The organism is Cellulomonas fimi (genome assembly GCF_028527925.1).
Classification (GTDB): domain Bacteria; phylum Actinomycetota; class Actinomycetes; order Actinomycetales; family Cellulomonadaceae; genus Cellulomonas; species Cellulomonas fimi_C.
Map to the genome: position 1 here is coordinate 49,535 of NZ_JAPESW010000016.1, position 18,513 is coordinate 68,047.

Here is an 18,513-nt window from a genome sequence, read left to right on the forward strand (position 1 = left end):
GGCCGCGCATCCTCGCCCGCCGTCGAGGGGAGGCGGAGCGGGGACGACCGTCGAGGGGGCGGTCGACGTCCGGGCGAGCGGGGGACCGTCAGCGCGCCTGCGTGCTGACCGCGAGCGCCCGCGCGAGCCCGTCCGGACGACGCGACGACACGAGCCAGTACGGCGTCGGGTCGTCCGGGTCCGCGAGCTCCACCCGCACCCCGCTGCGCACCCAGCCGCGCAGGCACACGTGCGCGCGCGCGTCGAGGCGCGGACCCAGCTCGTCGCGCAGGGCCTCGGCGTCCAGCACCGTGACCTCGCCGAGCAGCGCGACCGGGATGTGCGCGCGGCCCGCGCGCAGCACGCCGCCCTGCACCGACACCGTCGGGGTCAGCAGCACCGCGGCCGTCAGGCCCGCGACGAGCGCCACCAGACCCACCACGACCGCGAGCCCGGCGTCGACCGGCAGCAGCACCACACCGAGCATCAGGGTGAAGGCCACGAGCATCGTCCAGCCCCACGGCCCCGGCCACAGCCGCTCCGACCAGACCGGTCCCGGGGCGGGCGCGGACGACGGGCGCGGAGCGGTGCCTGGCATGACCCCAGCATCCCATCCCAGCGGGGTAGGGTCGGGGCCCGTGACCGCCGAACCTCCCGTCGAGGTGCTGCTCCTCCGGCTCGACCCGGACCTGCCCGCACCCTCCTACGCCCACCCGGGCGACGCGGGCGCGGACCTCGTGACGCGCGTCGACGTGGTCGTCCCGCCGCAGGGCCGCGTGACCGTCCCGACGGGCGTGGCGATCGCGCTGCCGGACGGCTACGCCGCGTTCGTGCACCCGCGGTCCGGGCTCGCCGCCAAGCACGGCCTGACCATCGTCAACGCGCCCGGCACGGTCGACGCGGGCTACCGCGGCGAGATCTCCGTGACGCTGCTCAACACCGACGTCGAGCACGCGCTCGAGCTGCACCGCGGCGACCGCGTCGCGCAGCTCGTCGTCCAGCGTGTCGAGCGCGCACGGTTCGTCGAGGTCGAGCACCTGCCGGGGTCGCACCGCGGCGACGGCGGGTTCGGGTCGAGCGGCGGCTGGAAGGCCGCGCACGCGGGCTGACGCGGGCCCGGACGCCGCTGAGACCGACTAGGTCGCGGTCCGGTGCAGGACTACTGTCGAGAGTGACGGCGCGCACGGGTGCGCCGGGAGGAGAGTGTCGTGGGTCTGTTCCGACGCGGCGGCAAGGACAGCGCCGCTGACGAGGTCGTCGAGACCGAGTCCGTCCCGCTCGACGAGCCGCAGGACGCGGAGCCGTCGGCGCCCGCCCGCACCACGGGCCCGTGGGACGAGGCGGAGGTCAGCGACGACATCCCGCGGGTGGACCTCGGCGCGATCCGCCTCCCGGGCCTGCCCGGCATGGAGCTGCGGATGGAGATCGACAAGGCGACGAACGTCGTGTCGGCCGCCTCGGTCCTGCTCGACGGCTCCTCGCTGCAGGTGCAGGCCTTCGCCGCGCCGCGGTCCGAGGGCATCTGGGACGAGATCCGCGAGGAGATCGCCGCGTCGGTGACCGCGCAGGGCGGGTCGGTCGACGACATCCCCGGCCCGTTCGGGCGCGAGCTGCTCGCACGGCTCCCCGTCAAGACGCCCGAGGGCCGCACGGGCCACCGGCCGGCGCGGTTCATCGGGACCGACGGGCCGCGCTGGTTCCTGCGCGGCGTCATCACCGGCAAGGGCGCGGTCGAGCCGGGCGCCGCGGAGGCGCTCGAGCAGCTGTTCGCGCGCATCGTGGTCGTGCGCGGCACCGAGGCCCGCCCGCCGCGCGACCTGCTCGCCCTCAAGCTCCCCGGCCCGGCGCAGGCGGCCGCGGAGCCCGCCGCCGAGAAGCCCACGTTCGACCCGCTGACCCGCGGACCGGAGATCACGGAGATCCGATGACGCTCAAGGAGCGCATGCGCAAGGTCGTCGCCTCGCAGGCCGAGATCGAGGCCGACGAGGAGCGCGCCGACGCGCTGCGGTCGGTCGGCTGCACGCCGGTCGAGAAGCTCGCCAACCGGACGCGCGCGAGCGTGTCGGGTGTCATCCGCTCGGTCGTGCTGCGGCCGCGCGAGGGCGTGCCCGCGCTCGAGGCCGAGCTGTACGACGGCAGCGGCACGCTCGACCTCGTGTGGCTCGGCCGCCGCGAGATCGCCGGCGTCGCGCCCGGACGGCGCGTGCGCATCGAGGGCCTGGTGTGTCAGGTCGACGGTCGCCGCACCGTGTTCAACCCCAAGTACGAGCTGCGCCCGCGGCCGGGGGAGTGACGTGACGGAGGAACCGCGGCACGCCGCCGACCCGGCCGCCGCGGAGCGACCCCTCGACGTCGTCGACGACGTCGTGCAGCCCGAGGAGGGCGGGAGCGCGCGCGGTCTGCGGGCCGTGACGGCCGACGAGTTCTCCGCGCTCGACGCGATGGGCGGCGTCCGCGGGATCGTGGAGTCGGTCGCGCCCGGCCTGCTGTTCGTCGTCGTCTACCTGGTGGCCGGGCAGCAGATGATGCCTGCGCTGATCGCCGCCGGCGCCGCCGCGCTCGTGGCCGTCGTCGCCCGGCTCGTGCAGCGCACGCCGGTCACGCAGGCCTTCGCCGGCGTCGTCGGCGTGGGCATCGGCGTGTTCTGGGCGATCCGCACGGGCCAGGCGGAGGACTACTTCGCGTACGGGCTGTGGACCAACGTCGCGTACCTCGTCGGGACGCTTGTCTCGGTCCTCGTCGGGTGGCCGCTCGTGGGCGTCGTCGCGGGACTGTTCGCGAAGGACGGGCCCGTCGCGGGCGGGTCCTGGTCAGCGGCCGTCGCGTGGCGGCAGGACAAGGCGCTCCGGCGCCGCTACACGCTCGCGACGTGGCCCATCATGCTCGTGTTCGCGCTGCGCCTGCTCGTGCAGGTGCCCCTCTACCTGTCGGCCGAGGTCGCGTGGCTGGGCACCGCGAAGCTGGTCATGGGCGTGCCGCTGTTCGCGCTGGCCCTCTGGATCAGCTGGCTGCTGGTCCGCGGGTCAGGAGCAGGTCGAGCGCCTTCTCGTCCGCGTCACGACCCGTGACGAACAGCAGCTCGTCGCGCCCCTCGAGGGTGTCGTCCGGGCTGGGGGCGATCGGGCGCGCGTCGCGCACGATGCACGCGAGGACCGTGTCCGCGGGCCAGTCGATCTGACCCACGCGCACGCCCGCGAGCGGCGAGTCGTCGGGCAGCGTGATCTCGAGGATGTCCGCGCGCGACTGGTGGAACGTGAAGATCCGCACGAGGTCGCCGACGGTGACGGCCTCCTCGACCATCGCCGTCATGATGCGCGGCGTGGACACCGCGACGTCGACACCCCACGCCTCGTCGAACATCCACTCGTTCTTCGGGTTGTTGACGCGCGCGACCGTGCGCGGCACGCCGAACTCGGTCTTCGCGAGCAGCGAGATGACGAGGTTGGCCTTGTCGTCGCCCGTCGCGGCCACCACGACGTCGCACTCGTCCGCGCGCACCTCGCGCAGCGTCGGCAGCTCGCACGCGTCGGCGAGCAGCCAGTCGGCGTCGGCGACCTGCGCGACGCGCATCGCGGACGGCTGCCGGTCGATCAGGGTGACCTCGTGGTCGTGCCCGAGGAGCTCGCGCGCGATCGAGCGGCCGACCGAGCCCGCGCCGGCGATGACGACCCTCACTCGGTCACCGCCGGGGCGTGCGTGAGGGTCCGCTCGACGAAGGCCGCGTCGTCGGCCCGGAACAGCGCGTGCACGATGTCGTTCTCCTGCAGGACGGTGTCGGGCGCCGGCAGCACGCCGTCGCCGTAGCGGGTGAGGTAGGCGATGCGGACGCCCGCGGCGTCCTCGAGCACGCGCAGCGGCCGACCGATCCAGCCGGCGTGCACGTCGACCTGCGCGAGCTGGATCTGGCCGGACGGGTCGCGGTACTCGTCCGTCGCCCCCATCGGCAGCAGCCGACGCAGCACCTGGTGCGCGGTCCAGCGGACCGTCGCGACCGTCGGGATGCCGAGACGCTGGTAGATCTCGGCGCGGTGCGGGTCGTAGATGCGGGCGACGACGTTGTCGATCCCGAACGTCTCGCGCACGACGCGCGCCGCGAGGATGTTCGAGTTGTCACCGTCCGACACCGCGGCGAAGCCGAACGCGTCCTCGATGCCCGCCTGGGTGAGCGTGTCGCGGTCGAAGCCCATGCCGGTGACCTTGTTGCCGCCGAAGTCGGCGTCGAGGCGCCGGAAGGCGTCGGGGTTCTGGTCGATGACGGCCACCGAGTGGCCGTTGTCCTCGAGCGACTGCGCGAGCGACGCGCCGACGCGGCCGCAGCCCATGATCACGAAGTGCACAGGGCGTCACGCTATACCCGCGACGCCGTCCCGGTGAGCCGACGACCTGCGGGACCAGCGGATGGTGCTGCGGGGTCGCCCCGGGCCTACCATCGGACATCGTGTCGGATCTCGCGGATGCCGCCAAGCGACTCGTCCTCGGACGCCCCGTCCGGAGCGACCGCCTCGGCCACACGCTCCTGCCGAAGCGGATCGCCCTGCCGGTGTTCGCGTCGGACGCCCTGTCCTCGGTGGCGTACGCGCCCGACGAGATCCTGCTGACGCTGTCGCTGGCCGGGCTGTCGGCGCTCGTCATCTCGCCGTGGGTCGGTCTCGCGGTCGTCGTCGTGATGATCACGGTGGTCGCGTCGTACCGGCAGAACGTCCACGCGTACCCGTCGGGCGGCGGCGACTACGAGGTCGCGAACACCAACCTGGGGCCGAACGCGGGGGTCACCGTCGCGAGCGCGCTGCTCGTCGACTACGTCCTCACCGTCGCGGTGTCGATCTCGTCGGGTGCGCAGTACGCCGCGACCGCCTTCCCGCCGCTGCGCGGGCACGAGGCCGCGTTCGCGATCGGGCTCGTCGTGCTGCTGACGATCGCGAACCTGCGCGGCGTCAAGGAGTCCGGGAGCGCGTTCGCGATCCCCGTGTACCTCTTCATGTTCGCGATCGGGTCGCTCGCGCTGTTCGGCGCGATCCGCTACTTCTCCGGCACGCTGCCGCTGTCGGAGAGCGCGGGGTTCGACGTCGCGCCCGAGGCCGGGTTCGACCAGGGGCTCGCGGGCCTGGCCGGCTTCTTCCTCATCCTGCGTGCGTTCGCCTCGGGCTGCGCGGCGCTGACGGGTGTCGAGGCCATCAGCAACGGCGTCCCGGCGTTCAAGAAGCCCAAGTCCAAGAACGCGGCGACGACGCTCGCGCTGCTCGGCGGGCTGTCGATCGTCATGATCATGTCGATCCTGCTGCTCGCGCAGGCGACGCAGGTGCGGTTCGCCGAGGACCCCTCGGTGCAGCTGCTGGAGGACGGCGTGCCGGTCGGCGACGAGTACGTGCAGCACCCCGTCATCAGCCAGCTCGCGGACTCGGTGTTCCAGGGCATCCCGGTGATGTTCGTGCTGGTGTCCGTGGTGACAGGCCTGATCCTCGTGCTCGCGGCCAACACCGCGTTCAACGGGTTCCCGGTGCTCGGGTCGATCCTGGCGCGCGACGGGTACCTGCCGCGTCAGCTGCACACGCGCGGCGACCGGCTGGCGTTCTCCAACGGCATCGTCACGCTCGCGGCCGCGGCGATCGCGCTCATCTGGGCGTTCGACGCGGAGGTCACGCGTCTCATCCAGCTCTACATCGTCGGCGTCTTCGTGTCCTTCACGGTGAGCCAGACGGGCATGGTGCGGCACTGGACGCGCGAGCTGCGCACCGAGCCCAACCCGGCGGTCCGCGCGCGGATGAAGCGCTCGCGGGTCATCAACACGGTCGGCCTGGCGATGACGGGCACGGTCCTCGTGATCGTGCTGGTCACGAAGTTCACGCACGGGGCGTGGATCGCGATCCTCGCGATGGTCGCGGTCTACGTGCTCATGAAGGGCATCAACAAGCACTACCAGCACGTGCGGGCCGAGCTCGCGCTCGGTGACGACGCGGACGCGCACCGCGCGCTGCCGAGCCGCGTCCACGCGATCGTGCTCGTCTCGCACCTGCACCGCCCGACGATGCGCGCGCTCGCCTACGCGCGCGCGTCGCGGCCGCAGCTGCTCGAGGCGGTCACCGTCGGCGTCGACCCCGAGGACGTCGAGGCGCTGCGCGCGCAGTGGGAGTCGATGAACCTGCCGGTGCCGCTGCGCGTCCTCGACTCGCCGTTCCGCGAGATCACCCGGCCCGTGCTGACGTACGTGCGCTCGATCCGGCGGGAGAGCCCGCGCGACCTCGTCGTCGTCTACATCCCGGAGTACGTCGTCGGGCACTGGTGGGAGCAGCTGCTGCACAACCAGAGCGCGCTGCGGCTCAAGGGCCGGCTGCTGTTCACGCCCGGGGTGGTGGTGGCGTCGGTGCCGTGGCAGCTCGCGTCGACCGAGGGTCAGACAGGTCTGGAGGACCCGGTGCGAGGGACGGTGCCGCGTGGCTACTGAGACGAGCGAGACCGTCGGCGAGGTCGTCGAGGTCGAGGTCGGGCCGGTCGCCCACGGCGGGCACTGCGTCGCCCGCCACGAGGGCCGGGTCGTGTTCGTGCGGCACGCGCTGCCCGGCGAGCGCGTGCGCGCGCGGCTCACGGACGCGGGGGAGACCGCGAAGTTCTGGCGCGCCGACGCGGTCGAGGTGCTCGAGGCCTCGCCCGACCGCGTGGCGTCCGCCTGGCCCGAGGCCGGCGCCGGGGGCGTGGGCGGCGGGGAGCTCGCGCACGTCGCGCTGCCCGCGCAGCGGACGTGGAAGCAGGCGGTGCTCGAGGAGCAGCTGCGGCGCCTCGCGCACGACGAGCGGCCCGTGGTCGTGCACGCGGCGCCCGGGGACGACGAGCGCGGCGGTCTGCGCTGGCGGACCCGGATCGACCTCGTGGCCGACGCGCGCGGGCGTGCCGGCATGCGCGGGTACCGCTCGCACGACGTGCACGCGCTCGACGCGATGCCGCTCGCGACCGAGCGGATCGAGGACCTCGGCCTGTTCGACCGGCGCTGGCCGGCAGGCGCCCGCATCGAGGCGGTCGCCCCGGCGGGCGGCGACACCCCGGTCGTGCTGCTCGACGGTGCGCCGTTCGACCTGTCGCGCGGCCGTCCCGACCCGCGGCCGAACGCGCGGGCGTCGGTGCGCGAGGAGGTGCGCCGGGGCGACGTCGGGTACGCCTACCGGGTCGCGGCCGCCGGCTTCTGGCAGGTGCACCGCGAGGCTCCGGGCGTGCTGGTCGACGCCGTGCTGTCCGGCCTGGGCGACGTGACCGGCGCGACCGTGCTCGACCTGTACGCGGGCGCGGGCCTGTTCACGCTCCCGCTCGCGGACGCGGTCGCCGACGGCGAGGTGGTGTCGGTCGAGGGTGACGCGCGCGCGGTACGGGACGCGCGCCGTAACGTGCACGACCGGCCGAACGTCGAGCTGCACGCGGGCGACGTCGCGCGCGTCCTCGCGGGCACGCAGGACGCCGACTCGGACGTCGTGCACGCCGACGCGGTCGTCCTCGACCCGCCGCGCACGGGTGCGGGCCGGCGGGTCGTCGACGCGATCACCGCCCTGCGCCCCGAGCGGGTCGTCTACGTGGCGTGCGACCCGGCCGCGCTCGCGCGCGACGTCGCGCTGTTCGCCGGTGCGGGGTACGGCCTCGTCGACGTGCAGGGCTACGACTTGTTCCCGATGACGCACCACGTCGAGGCCGTCGCCGTCCTGTCGCGGTGAGGCGTCCGCCACCGCGACGGTCGCGCTGACCAGCGCTAGCGTGGTGCTGGAGCCGGACCGCGGCGGCCCGGCGGAGGGAGGCACCCCGTGACCGAGAAGGACGCGGCGCACCGCCTGGCGGAAGCGAGCCGGCTGGCGACGCAGGAGCTGCACAAGCAGGGCACGCCCGACTACGACCCGCGCGCGCACGAGCGGGCGGTCGAGGCGGAGCGCAAGGCGCTCGACGCCCTCGAGGCCGAGAAGAAGAAGGCGGCCGGGACGAGCTGACCGCGCCGTGCGCGGGCCGTCGGCCCCCGTCGTCGTCCGGCTCGCGGCCGGTCGCCCGGCGGGGGCCGCGGCATGCCGGGCGGCGACGCGCCCGGGGTGTGGACGGACGTGCGCGCAGACGTCCCGACCATGTATCTTGATGTCGAGATAGTTCGCGACCCCGGCCGCCGTAGGCTGGGAGGTCGCACCGTCCTGCCGCCTGGGTGACCCCATCCCCGGGCAGACTCGCCCAGCGAAGGAGCACCACGTGAGCAGCGTCGACAGCTTCGGATCGAAGGGAACCCTCGAGGTCGGTGACGCCTCGTACGAGGTGTTTCGCCTCGCGGCCGTCCCCGGTCTGGAGCGCCTGCCGTTCAGCCTCAAGATCCTCGCGGAGAACCTGCTCCGCACCGAGGACGGCGCGAACATCACCGCGGACCACGTGCGCGCGCTCGCCGGGTGGGACCCGAACGCCCAGCCCGACACCGAGATCCAGTTCACGCCGGCGCGCGTGATCATGCAGGACTTCACGGGCGTGCCCTGCGTCGTCGACCTCGCCACGATGCGCGAGGCCGTCGCGGAGCTCGGCGGTGACCCGTCCCGCATCAACCCGCTCGCGCCCGCCGAGATGGTCATCGACCACTCGGTGCAGATCGACGTCGCGGGCCGGCCCGACGCGTTCGAGCGCAACGTCGAGCTCGAGTACCAGCGCAACCGTGAGCGCTACCAGTTCCTGCGCTGGGGCCAGACGGCGTTCGACGACTTCAAGGTCGTCCCGCCGGGCACGGGCATCGTGCACCAGGTCAACATCGAGTACCTCGCGCGCGGCGTCATGGTGCGCGACGGGCGTGCCTACCCCGACACGTGCGTCGGCACCGACTCGCACACGACGATGGTCAACGGCCTGGGCGTGCTGGGCTGGGGCGTCGGCGGCATCGAGGCCGAGGCGGCCATGCTCGGCCAGCCGGTGTCGATGCTCATCCCGCGCGTCGTCGGCTTCAAGCTCACGGGCCAGATCCCGTCGGGCGTGACCGCGACCGACGTCGTCCTCACGATCACGCAGAAGCTGCGCCAGCACGGCGTCGTCGGCAAGTTCGTCGAGTTCTACGGCGACGGCGTCGCCGCGGTCCCGCTCGCGAACCGCGCGACGATCGGCAACATGAGCCCCGAGTTCGGCTCGACCGTCGCGATCTTCCCGATCGACGGCGTCACGATCGACTACCTGCGCCTGACCGGCCGTTCCGAGGAGCAGCTCGCGCTCGTCGAGGCGTACGCCAAGGAGCAGGGCCTCTGGCTCGACCCGACGGCCGAGGGCTACACCGAGCCCGAGTACTCCGAGTACCTCGAGCTCGACCTGTCGACCGTCGTCCCGTCGATCGCCGGACCGAAGCGCCCGCAGGACCGCATCGAGCTGTCCGAGGCCAAGGAGTCGTTCGCCGCGTCGATCCTCGACTACGTCGACCCGCACGAGGCCGCCGCGTTCACCGGTCTCGACGAGTCGGTCGAGGAGACGTTCCCCGCGTCCGACCCGATCGCGGCCAGCGCGCACACGGACTCGTCCGACGCGCCGGCCGGCGCGCTGCACGGCGACTCCGCACGCCGCCCGCACAAGCGCGTGCCGGTGACGCTCGCCGACGGGACGCAGACCGAGCTCGACCACGGGCACGTCGTCATCGCGTCGATCACGTCGTGCACCAACACGTCGAACCCGTCCGTCATGCTCGCCGCCGCGCTGCTCGCGCGGAACGCGGTCGAGAAGGGCCTCACGGCCAAGCCGTGGGTCAAGACGTCGATGGCGCCCGGCTCGCAGGTCGTCACGAACTACTACGAGAAGGCGGGGCTGTGGCCCGCGCTCGAGAAGCTCGGCTTCCACCTGGTCGGCTACGGCTGCGCCACGTGCATCGGCAACTCGGGCCCGCTGCCCGACGAGGTCTCCGCGACGGTCAACGAGCACGACCTGTCGGTCGTCTCGGTGCTGTCCGGCAACCGCAACTTCGAGGGCCGCATCAACCCCGACGTGAAGATGAACTACCTCGCGTCGCCGCCGCTCGTCATCGCCTACGCGCTCGCCGGGACGATGGACTTCGACTTCGAGAACGAGCCGCTCGGCACGACGGAGGCCGGCGAGCCGGTGTTCCTGCGGGACATCTGGCCGTCGCCGGAGGACGTGCAGGCCACGATCGACGCGTCGATCGACCGCCAGATGTTCACCGAGGACTACGCCGACGTGTTCACCGGCGACGAGCGGTGGCGCTCGCTGCCCACGCCCGAGGGCAACACGTTCGAGTGGGACGCCGAGTCGACCTACGTCCGCAAGCCCCCGTACTTCGAGGGCATGGGCGCGACGCCGGAGCCCGTCACCGACATCACCGGCGCGCGCGTGCTCGCCAAGCTCGGCGACTCGGTCACGACCGACCACATCAGCCCCGCGGGCTCGATCAAGGCGGACAGCCCGGCGGGCGTCTACCTCGCGGAGCACGGGGTCGAGCGTCGCGACTTCAACTCCTACGGCTCGCGCCGCGGGAACCACGAGGTCATGATCCGCGGCACGTTCGCGAACATCCGCCTGCGCAACCAGCTCGTCCCCGGCACGGAGGGCGGGTTCACCAAGAACCTGCTCACCGGTGAGGACACGACGATCTACGACGCGTCGGTCGCCTACCAGGAGGCCGGCGTCCCGCTCGTCGTCCTCGGCGGCAAGGAGTACGGCTCGGGCTCGTCGCGCGACTGGGCGGCCAAGGGCACGCGCCTGCTCGGCGTCCGCGCGGTCATCACCGAGTCGTTCGAGCGCATCCACCGCTCGAACCTCATCGGGATGGGCGTCCTGCCGCTGCAGTTCCCGGAGGGCGAGAACGCCGACTCCCTCGGCCTGGACGGCACGGAGACCTTCGACATCGCGGGTGTCACCGAGCTCAACGAGGGGCGCACGCCTCGCACCGTGCACGTGACCGCGACGAAGGCCGACGGCGGCGTCGTCGAGTTCGACGCGGTCGTGCGCATCGACACGCCCGGCGAGGCGGACTACTACCGCAACGGCGGCATCCTCCAGTACGTGCTGCGGTCGCTCGTCAGCTGATCTGGGCGGGCGCCTCGGGCGCCGGCGACCGACGGGCCGTCTCCCTCCGTGGGAGGCGGCCCGTCGTCGCGTCCCGCCCGCGGCGGAGCCCCGCGACCTGCGCCACGGTCAGGCCGCACACCCCGGCGGCCTGCACGAGCACGAGGCCGACGCCCGCGGCGGAGAGCGATCCGACAGCGCCCGCCGCGAGCGCGAGGCCCGCGCCGGTCCACAGGACGTTGACGACGAGCACCACGGAGACGTGCGCGCGCCGTGGCGGGTCGTGACGCAGCACGACGAGGAACCAGCCGAGCCAGAGGACGAGGAACGCACCGGCGCCGCGGACCAGGCCGGCGGGCAGCCGGGTGAGCGCGGCCACCTGCGGCGCGAGCAGGACGAAGGACGGGGCGGACAGCGCCGTCAGGGCGGCGTCGGCGACGAGCGCGCGGCGGAGCAGGGACACGGGGACTCCCGAGAACGTGAGGGCCGCCCGGAGCGGGCGGTCGCGACGAGCGTCGGGCGCCGGCGCCGTCGGGCACCAGGACGTGCGAGGTCCTGGTCAGTCGCGTGCGCGGTCGCTAGGTTCGCGCGCGTGGACTTCGGTGAGCGGCTGCGCGCGTGGCGTCGTCGCCGCGGGCTGAGCCAGGAGGCGCTCGCGCTGGAGGCGGGGACCGCGACCCGGCACGTGTCGCGGCTGGAGACCGGCCGCGCCGTCCCGAGCCGGGCGATGGTGCTCGCGCTCGCCGCGGCGCTGCGAGTCGTGGGCGACGACCTCGACGTCCTCCTCCGCGCGGCGGGCCTCGCGGCCGGGCCTGGCCGGCCCGCGCCTCCCGGGCCGGTGCTCACCGAGGCCGTACGCCGCGTGCTGCGAGCCCACGAGCCGGCGCCCGCCGTCGCGCTCGACCGCGACTGGCGCGTCGTGGCCGAGAACGGTGCAGCGCTGCGGCTTCTGGGCGGGGGCGTCACGCTCGTCGGCCGCGACGCCCTCGAGATCGCGACCGACCCGACGGGTCCCTTCCGCGACGCGCCCGGCCGCGAGCGGTGGTGGGCCGAGCTCGTCGCACGTGCCGCCGACCAGGCCGCGCGCTACCCGGGCTCGGCACTCGCGCGGCGCGTGGCGGACCTCGACCCCGTGCCCCTGCCCAGCCCTGTCGTGGCCGTGCCGCTCGTCCTCGCGTCGCCCGCGGGACACGCGTCGCTCCTGGTGGTGACGACGCGGTTCGCCGTCCCCGGTGACCCCGCCGCGGCTGAGCTCACGGTCGAGACGTTCATGCCGGCGGACGCCGCGACGCACGCGCTGCTCGAGAGCCTCGCCCGGTGCACCGGCGCGGACGCCGTCGCCGTCGGACGGTGATGCGGCGCGGTCACCGCACCGTCAGGCGCGGCACCCCGATCCGGACGTCGACGCCCGGCGACCAGCAGACGTGCGGCGGACCGGCCGGTGCCGGCAGGCCGCACGCGTGCAACAGGTTCGTGCGCACGCCCGTGAGCGTCGCCTCGCGCAGCGGCCACGGCTCGTGCTCGACGGGGACGCGGCTGAGCACCGGGCCACGACGTGCGAAGGCGTTCCACCGACCGGTCACCGCGACGGTCCACGGGTCGGGGTTGGAGATCACGTCGCCGACCTCGAGGCGCACGTCCATGAGCTCGCCGCGGAACGAGGTCGCGCGGTATGTCATGGGGTCGCCGACGCCGCGCTCGTGCGTCGACCCGGTCGCGGCGTGGACGTACGGCAGGCCGAGCTGCCGCAGTCCCGCGACGACGGCCCGACGCGGGCACAGCAGCGTGAAGAACCAGATGCCGTCCGTCCCCGACGCCGGGTGCCGGACGTACGTGCGCAGGTTGACCTCGACGAACCGCGACCACAGCGCGAGCGGTGGCAGACCAGGCGGGCGCACGTCGCACATGACGAAGGGCGTCAGACCCACCCACGCGCGGCCGTCGAGCACGTCGACGACGAGCCCGTCGGGAAGCAGCCGGGCGACCGCGTCCGGCGGGTACGCCCAGTGCACGAACGCGAGCGAGTCCCAGCGCTGCAGGCTCGTCGCGACCGGCACGCGGTGCTCCGCGACGCGCCCGCTCACGGTCGTCCCCGGCCGACCTGCCGCACGCGGACCTACGCCTCGCCGAACCCCGGCGCGGTCGTGACGGACCACGAGCGCCGCAGGATCTCCTCGAGGACCGCGAGGTCGACCCTGTCGAGGTCCTTGAGGTAGAGGCAGCTGACGCTCGTGGTGTGCGGGCCGAGCGCGGCCAGCAGGTCGGCGTACGCGTCGAAGCCGTCGGCCAGGTAGAGCGTCGTCGACGTGCGGCGCGGCGAGAAGCCGGCGGCGGCCGCGTCGCCCTCACGGCCCGACGCGTACCGGTAGTGGTAGCTGCCGTAGCCGATGATCGACGGGCCCCACAGGCGCGGCTCCGCACCCGTCACGCGGCCGTACACCTCCAGCAGGCGGTGCGCGTCCCGACGGCGGACGGGGTGCTCGACGCCCTCGACGAACGCGAGCACGTCCGCGTCGGTCGGGACGGTCTTCGGCTGGTCGCCCATCGGCTCAGTATCGCGGTCCGCGCTCCGTCGGTCACCGCTCCGCGGCGAGTGCGTCGGCGAGCAGACCGACGAGGGTGCGCAGGTGCGTGCCCGCGTCGTCGTCGCGGTCGGGGTTGGCCTCGACCACGACGAGGCCAGCGAAGCCGTCGGCCCGCACGAGCGACCGGAGCAGGCGGCCGAGCACCGGCGGGGTGAGTCCGCGGCCGTAGGTCGGCACGTCGGCGAGCGGTAGGGCGAGGAAGTCGAGCACGTCCACGTCCAGGTGCACCACGAACCCGTCGGGGCCGGCCACGCGGACGGCCCGGTCGGCGACCGCCACCGGGTCGACGACGAGCACCGAGGCCGGGAACCGCGCGGCGGGTACGAGCCCGTGCACGTCCTCCTCCTCGTCCGCGTAACCGACGAACGCGAGCCGGTCGGGCGTCAGGAGCGGCCGCCGTGGGCCGAGCCCGGCGAGCGTGTCGTGCGCTCCGGGCAGGTCGAGCGCGTGCGCGACGCCCATCGAGTCGGCGATCGGCTCGTCGGGGTGGTCGGTCGGCAGGTGCAGGTCCTGGCCGCCGTCGACGTAGACGACGCCCAGGTCGCGGCCGGCGTCCGCCGCCGCCGCGAGGACCGCGAGCGTCACGGTGCACTCGCCGCCCAGGACGAGCGGCACGTGACCCGCCGCGAGCACGCCGAGCACCGCGGCGCGCGCCTCCTGGAGGACGTCGGCGACGCGCACGACGTCGTGCGGGACCGTGCGCGCCGGGGCGTCGTGACGCCACCGCGCGACGGACGTGTCGCCGTGGTCGACGACGTCACGGCCGGCGGCCGCGAGCGCGTCGACGAACCCGGCCGCGCGCAGCGCCGCGGGGGCACGCTCGAGGCCGGGGGCGTGGGCGGCGGCGCTGGACGGCACGCCGAGGAGGCCGAGCGGCACGGTCGTCATGCCCGCCACCGTACGGACCGGGACCGACAGGGCCGTCAGCCGTCGCCGAGCGCCTCGTCGAGCGCGCGGCGGCCGACCTGGGCCAGGTGCGGGTGGTCGACGGGGTGCATGAGCAGGACCACCGCGAGGTGCAGCGCCCACGCCTGCGCGCGTCGCCACGTCGCGTCGTCCCAGCCGCGCGCCGCGTCGACGCGCTCGCGGAACGCGCGACGGCCGTCCGCGTCGAACGTGAGCCAGGCGGTGGCCAGGTCCGACGCGGGATCGCCCGAGGTCACGTCGCCGAAGTCGATCAGCGCGTGCAGCCGCCCGTCGCGGACGAGCAGGTTGGCGGGGTGCGGGTCGCCGTGCAGCCAGAGCGGGGGCCCCTCCCACGCAGGTGCGGCGGCGAGCTCGGCGCGCCTGTCGAGCACCCGGTCGGCCTCGGGGAGCGCGATCCGGTCGAGCCGTTCGCGGAGCGCGGTCGCGTCGGGGGACAGCGGGACGCCCCGGAACGGGTTGACCGGGGCGTCGGGCGGCGCGGGCCGGTGCAGCGCGACGAACACGTCGGCGAGGTCCGCCGCCCACACGGTCCGGTCGGCGACGGGTGTGCGCCACGCGGGGTCGGCGTGGAACCACGGCACGACGCTCCACGCCCACGGGTAGCCGTCGCCCGGCGCGCCGACGCGCACCGGCACCGGTGTCGCGACCGGGAGCGTCGGCGCGAGGACGGGCAGCCAGCGCTGCTCGTGCGCGACGAGAGGTGCGGACACGGACCGGACCGGGAACCGGAGCGCGAGGTCGCCCCCGAGCCGCCACAGGACGTTGTCCCAGCCAGTCCCGGCGGGCGTCAGCGGCAGGTCCGCGAGGTCGGGGTGCTGGCTGCGCAGCAGCGCGCGGACCAGCGCCTCGTCGACCTCGACCTCGGGAACCGGGTGGGTCACGGTGCTCCTCTCCGGGCAACCGTCGACGGGCGTGGCGACGGGGTGGCGCTGTGGTGCCGGTGCGGGGCGGCCGGGTCGACGTGACCCCGTCCCGGTCGGTGGCGGTTCAGTGCGGCGGGCGGACCTCGCGACGCACGTCCCACGGCACTGCCCAGCCGAGCGCGTCGAACATCCGGCTGAGCACGATGCCGGTGAAGCCCCACACGACGAGGTCGTCGACGACGAACGCGGGCGTGCGCACGCGGGCGCCGAACCGCTCGTGCACGACGCTCGCGCGGTTGGCGGGAGCGAGCAGGTCCGCGACCGGGACGCGGAACACGTCGACCGTCTCGCCGTGGTCGACCGCGGCCACCTGGGACGGGCGCGTCCACCACGCCGGCACGGGTGTGACGAGGTGGTTGCTGACCGGGACGGCGAGCGGCGGCAGCACGCCGAGCACCTCGACACCGGCCGGGTCGAGCCCGGTCTCCTCGACGGCCTCCCGGAGCGCGGCCGCGGCGGGGGAGAGGTCCGTCGGCTCCGTGCGCCCGCCGGGGAAGGACACCTGACCGGCGTGGTGGCCGAGCGTCGCGGCGCGCCGCTGGAGCAGCACGTCGAGGTCGCCCGCGACGGCGGGCCGGTCCACGTCTGCGTCCACGGCGTCGAGCACGCCGAACAGCACGAGGACCGCGGCGGGTCGGGCCGCGGACACGTCGGGCAGGACACGCGTGGGGTCGACGCGCCAGTCGAGCCCGCGCGCGCACAGCTCGGCGAGCTCGGTGCGGGCACCGGCGGGCGTCGTGGGGGACGACGTCATCCGCGTGCCCGGACGAGCTCCCCGAACGCGGCGAACGCCTTCTCGGCGGCGGGCACGAGGGTCGGCAAATGCCGGGTCCCGCCCGCGCGGATCGCGTCGACCTCCTCGGGCTCGAGGTCCGCCGTCATGTCGGGCGTCTCCAGCCACAGGTCTAGCATCGACGCCGTGACCTCGGGGTGGAACTGCAGCCCGAGCGCGCTGCCGGCGCGGAACGCCTGCACGGGCGTCGCGGACGTCGAGGCGAGGAGCGTCGCGCCCGCCGGCAGGTCCACGGCGTCGGCGTGCCAGTGCAGCACCGTCGGTCGGTCGCCGAGCGCGCCCAGCACGAGGTCCTCGGCGACGACGTCGACGGGCGCGAACCCGATCTCGGTGCCGTGCCGCAGGTCCAGCCGCGACCCGAGTGCGAGCGCGAGGATCTGCATGCCCAGGCACACGCCGAGCACGGGCACGTCCGCGTCGACCGCGTCGGCGAGCAGGCGCCGCTCGGCCGCGAGGCCGGGGAAGCGCTCGTCGTCGGCGTCCATCGGCCCGCCCATGACCACGACGCCGCCGACCTCGGCGAGCGCGGGCAGCCGCGGCTCGGCGTCGTGCAGGACCGTGCGGATCTGCAGCGGCCCGTCGATGCCGGCCGCGATGAGACCCGGGCCTTCGTGCGGGACGTGCGTGAGGACCAGGACGGGGCGCATGCCGGTCACCAGCCGTCGGGCAGCGGGCGGCCCTCCTCGTAGCCCGCCGCGGACTGGATGCCGACCGTCGCGCGGTCGAACAGCTCCTCGAGGCTCGTGGCCCCGACGTAGGTCGCGGCGGAGCGGACTCCCGCGGTGACGTGGTCGAGGAGGTCCTCGACGCCGGGACGACGCGGGTCGAGGTACATGCGCGAGGAGGAGATGCCCTCCTCGTAGAGCGCCTTGCGGGCTCGCTCGAACGCCGAGCCGCCCCGCGTGCGCGCCGCGACGGCGCGTGCCGACGCCATGCCGAAGCTCTCCTTGTAGAGGCGGCCCTCGCCGTCCTCGTGCAGGTCGCCGGGCGACTCGTGCGTCCCGGCGAACCACGAGCCGATCATCACCTGCGACGCGCCGGCGGCGAGCGCGAGCGCGACGTCGCGCGGGTGCCGCACGCCTCCGTCCGCCCACACGTGCCGGCCGAGGCGACGGGCCTCCGCCGCGCACTCCAGCACCGCCGAGAACTGCGGGCGGCCGACCGCGGTCATCATGCGCGTCGTGCACATCGCGCCCGGGCCGACGCCGACCTTGACGATGTCCGCACCGGCCTCGATCAGGTCTCGCGTGCCCTGCGCGGTGACGACGTTGCCCGCGACGACCGGGACCTGGGGGTCGAGCGAGCGGACGGCGCCGAGCGCCTCGATCATCTTGCGCTGGTGGCCGTGGGCGGTGTCGACGACGAGCACGTCGACTCCCGCCTCGAGCAGCTCGGCCGTCTTCGCCTTGACGTCGCCGTTGATGCCGACCGCCGCGGCGACGCGCAGGCGGCCCTCGGCGTCGGTGGCCGGGGCGTAGATCGACGAGCGCAGCGCGCCGACCTGCGTGAGCACGCCGACCAGGACGCCGTCGCGGACGACGGGGGAGAAGCGGCGGCGCGAGCCGTGCAGCTGCTCGAACGCGGCCTCGAGGCCACGCGTGCCGCCCTGCTCGACCACGGACAGGTCGACGGTCGTCGGGTGCGGCGACATGACGTCCTCGACCTGCGTGAACCGGTCGACGCCCTGGCAGTCGGCCTCGGTGACGACGCCGACGGGGCGGCCGTCCTGCACCACGACCGCGGCGCCGTGCGACCGCTTGCCGATGAGCGTGAGCGCGGTGTGCACGGTGTCGTGCGGCGAGACGACGACCGCGCTCTCGACGACGGTGTGCCGCGCCTTGACGGACGACACGACGTCCGCGACCACGTCGGTCGGGATGTCCTGCGGGATGACCGCGATGCCGCCGCGACGAGCGACCGTCTCGGCCATGCGGCGGCCGGCGACGGCCGTCATGTTGGCGACGACGACGGGGATGGTGGTGCCGGTGCCGTCGACGGGCGTGAGGTCGACGTCGAAGCGGGAGGTGACCTCGGAACGCGACGGGACGAGGAAGACGTCGCCGTAGGTGAGGTCGGAGGCCGGAGTCTGGCCGGGCAGGAAGCGCATGGGAGTTCCCCTTTCCGATCGATGGTACCGGGTGGGGTGCGCGCGACCCCGGGTCGAGCCGGGCCGGACCCGGACCTCCGGCGTCGCCGCGCGGGATCTTCACCGCGCCTCCACCGTACCGACCACCCCCCTGACCTGCCGGGACGGCGAGGAGGGGGCCGCGGGTCCTAGAGTGTGCAGGCGAAGCCTTCGGCGTCCGCAGCG

At 74.4% G+C, this 18,513-nt stretch carries 20 protein-coding genes; 9 read left to right on the forward strand and 11 right to left on the reverse strand.

Annotated elements, in window-relative coordinates:
* Nucleotides 1-88: 88 nt before the first annotated feature.
* Nucleotides 89-577 carry a DUF3093 domain-containing protein gene (locus tag OMK64_RS09635; RefSeq protein WP_272727861.1) on the reverse strand — a complete coding sequence of 163 codons (489 nt, stop codon included), beginning with the start codon at nt 575-577 and terminating at the stop codon, nt 89-91.
* Here OMK64_RS09635 and dut point away from each other — a divergent pair.
* The 4 genes from dut to OMK64_RS09655 all read left to right on the forward strand — a co-directional run bounded on the left by dut (nt 576) and on the right by OMK64_RS09655 (nt 3,047).
* Complete coding sequence (gene dut / locus OMK64_RS09640; protein ID WP_276595828.1) at nt 576-1,088, forward strand: dUTP diphosphatase; 513 nt, start codon at nt 576-578, stop codon at nt 1,086-1,088. The genes OMK64_RS09635 and dut overlap by 2 nt on opposite strands.
* Nucleotides 1,089-1,187: 99 nt before the next feature.
* Nucleotides 1,188-1,907 carry a DUF3710 domain-containing protein gene (locus OMK64_RS09645; RefSeq protein WP_272727863.1) on the forward strand — a complete coding sequence of 240 codons (720 nt, stop codon included), beginning with the start codon at nt 1,188-1,190 and terminating at the stop codon, nt 1,905-1,907.
* On the forward strand, nt 1,904-2,272 hold the full coding sequence (locus OMK64_RS09650; RefSeq protein ID WP_272727864.1) for an OB-fold nucleic acid binding domain-containing protein: 369 nt from the start codon (nt 1,904-1,906) through the stop codon (nt 2,270-2,272). The genes OMK64_RS09645 and OMK64_RS09650 overlap by 4 nt, the downstream gene beginning before the upstream one ends.
* 1 nt (nt 2,273) lies before the next feature.
* The gene (locus tag OMK64_RS09655) at nt 2,274-3,047 is read left to right on the forward strand and encodes a DUF3159 domain-containing protein (protein ID WP_272727865.1); all 774 of its coding nucleotides are present in this window, start codon (nt 2,274-2,276) and stop codon (nt 3,045-3,047) included.
* On the opposite strand, the gene OMK64_RS09660 is transcribed toward OMK64_RS09655, so the two are convergent.
* Nucleotides 2,980-3,654, reverse strand: a complete 675-nt coding sequence (locus OMK64_RS09660) for a potassium channel family protein (protein WP_272727866.1) — start codon at nt 3,652-3,654, stop codon at nt 2,980-2,982. The genes OMK64_RS09655 and OMK64_RS09660 overlap by 68 nt on opposite strands.
* Entirely contained in the window at nt 3,651-4,301 is a 651-nt protein-coding gene (locus tag OMK64_RS09665) for a potassium channel family protein (protein ID WP_272727903.1), read from the reverse strand. Before OMK64_RS09665 ends, OMK64_RS09660 begins: the two co-directional genes overlap by 4 nt.
* Nucleotides 4,302-4,417: 116 nt before the next feature.
* Between OMK64_RS09665 and OMK64_RS09670 the strand changes: the two genes are divergently transcribed.
* The 4 genes from OMK64_RS09670 (at nt 4,418) to OMK64_RS09685 (ending at nt 10,995) form a co-directional block, all read left to right on the forward strand.
* A complete protein-coding gene (locus OMK64_RS09670; protein ID WP_272727867.1) occupies nt 4,418-6,421 on the forward strand; it encodes an APC family permease in 2,004 nt (667 codons plus the stop codon).
* Entirely contained in the window at nt 6,411-7,673 is a 1,263-nt protein-coding gene (locus tag OMK64_RS09675; protein ID WP_272727869.1) for a class I SAM-dependent RNA methyltransferase, read from the forward strand. The genes OMK64_RS09670 and OMK64_RS09675 overlap by 11 nt, the downstream gene beginning before the upstream one ends.
* A gap of 87 nt (nt 7,674-7,760) precedes the next feature.
* Entirely contained in the window at nt 7,761-7,940 is a 180-nt protein-coding gene (locus OMK64_RS09680) for a translation initiation factor 2 (protein WP_272727870.1), read from the forward strand.
* A gap of 247 nt (nt 7,941-8,187) precedes the next feature.
* Nucleotides 8,188-10,995 carry an aconitate hydratase gene (locus OMK64_RS09685; protein ID WP_272727871.1) on the forward strand — a complete coding sequence of 936 codons (2,808 nt, stop codon included), beginning with the start codon at nt 8,188-8,190 and terminating at the stop codon, nt 10,993-10,995.
* Here the strand turns inward: OMK64_RS09685 and OMK64_RS09690 are convergent.
* Nucleotides 10,988-11,437: a hypothetical protein gene (locus OMK64_RS09690; RefSeq protein ID WP_272727872.1), complete on the reverse strand. Its 450-nt coding sequence runs from the start codon at nt 11,435-11,437 to the stop codon at nt 10,988-10,990. The two genes, OMK64_RS09685 and OMK64_RS09690, sit on opposite strands and share 8 nt — an antisense overlap.
* A 129-nt stretch (nt 11,438-11,566) precedes the next feature.
* Between OMK64_RS09690 and OMK64_RS09695 the strand changes: the two genes are divergently transcribed.
* The gene (locus OMK64_RS09695; protein WP_272727873.1) at nt 11,567-12,328 is read left to right on the forward strand and encodes an MmyB family transcriptional regulator; all 762 of its coding nucleotides are present in this window, start codon (nt 11,567-11,569) and stop codon (nt 12,326-12,328) included.
* 10 nt (nt 12,329-12,338) lie between these two features.
* Here OMK64_RS09695 and OMK64_RS09700 read toward each other — a convergent pair whose 3' ends face one another.
* From OMK64_RS09700 to OMK64_RS09730, 7 genes are all read right to left on the reverse strand, one after another.
* Nucleotides 12,339-13,058: a YqjF family protein gene (locus OMK64_RS09700; RefSeq protein ID WP_272727874.1), complete on the reverse strand. Its 720-nt coding sequence runs from the start codon at nt 13,056-13,058 to the stop codon at nt 12,339-12,341.
* A gap of 32 nt (nt 13,059-13,090) precedes the next feature.
* Nucleotides 13,091-13,519: a DUF1801 domain-containing protein gene (locus OMK64_RS09705; protein ID WP_272727875.1), complete on the reverse strand. Its 429-nt coding sequence runs from the start codon at nt 13,517-13,519 to the stop codon at nt 13,091-13,093.
* 31 nt (nt 13,520-13,550) lie between these two features.
* Nucleotides 13,551-14,447, reverse strand: a complete 897-nt coding sequence (locus OMK64_RS09710) for an arginase family protein (protein ID WP_272727876.1) — start codon at nt 14,445-14,447, stop codon at nt 13,551-13,553.
* Between the two features lie 35 nt (nt 14,448-14,482).
* Nucleotides 14,483-15,367, reverse strand: coding sequence for an aminoglycoside phosphotransferase family protein (locus OMK64_RS09715; protein ID WP_272727877.1), 885 nt, complete (start codon nt 15,365-15,367; stop codon nt 14,483-14,485).
* A 106-nt stretch (nt 15,368-15,473) separates the two neighbouring features.
* On the reverse strand, nt 15,474-16,163 hold the full coding sequence (locus tag OMK64_RS09720) for an NUDIX hydrolase (RefSeq protein WP_272727878.1): 690 nt from the start codon (nt 16,161-16,163) through the stop codon (nt 15,474-15,476).
* Nucleotides 16,160-16,849 carry a type 1 glutamine amidotransferase gene (locus OMK64_RS09725; protein WP_272727879.1) on the reverse strand — a complete coding sequence of 230 codons (690 nt, stop codon included), beginning with the start codon at nt 16,847-16,849 and terminating at the stop codon, nt 16,160-16,162. The genes OMK64_RS09720 and OMK64_RS09725 overlap by 4 nt, the downstream gene beginning before the upstream one ends.
* A gap of 5 nt (nt 16,850-16,854) precedes the next feature.
* Nucleotides 16,855-18,309, reverse strand: coding sequence for a GuaB1 family IMP dehydrogenase-related protein (locus OMK64_RS09730; RefSeq protein ID WP_272727880.1), 1,455 nt, complete (start codon nt 18,307-18,309; stop codon nt 16,855-16,857).
* Nucleotides 18,310-18,513 lie beyond the last annotated feature (204 nt).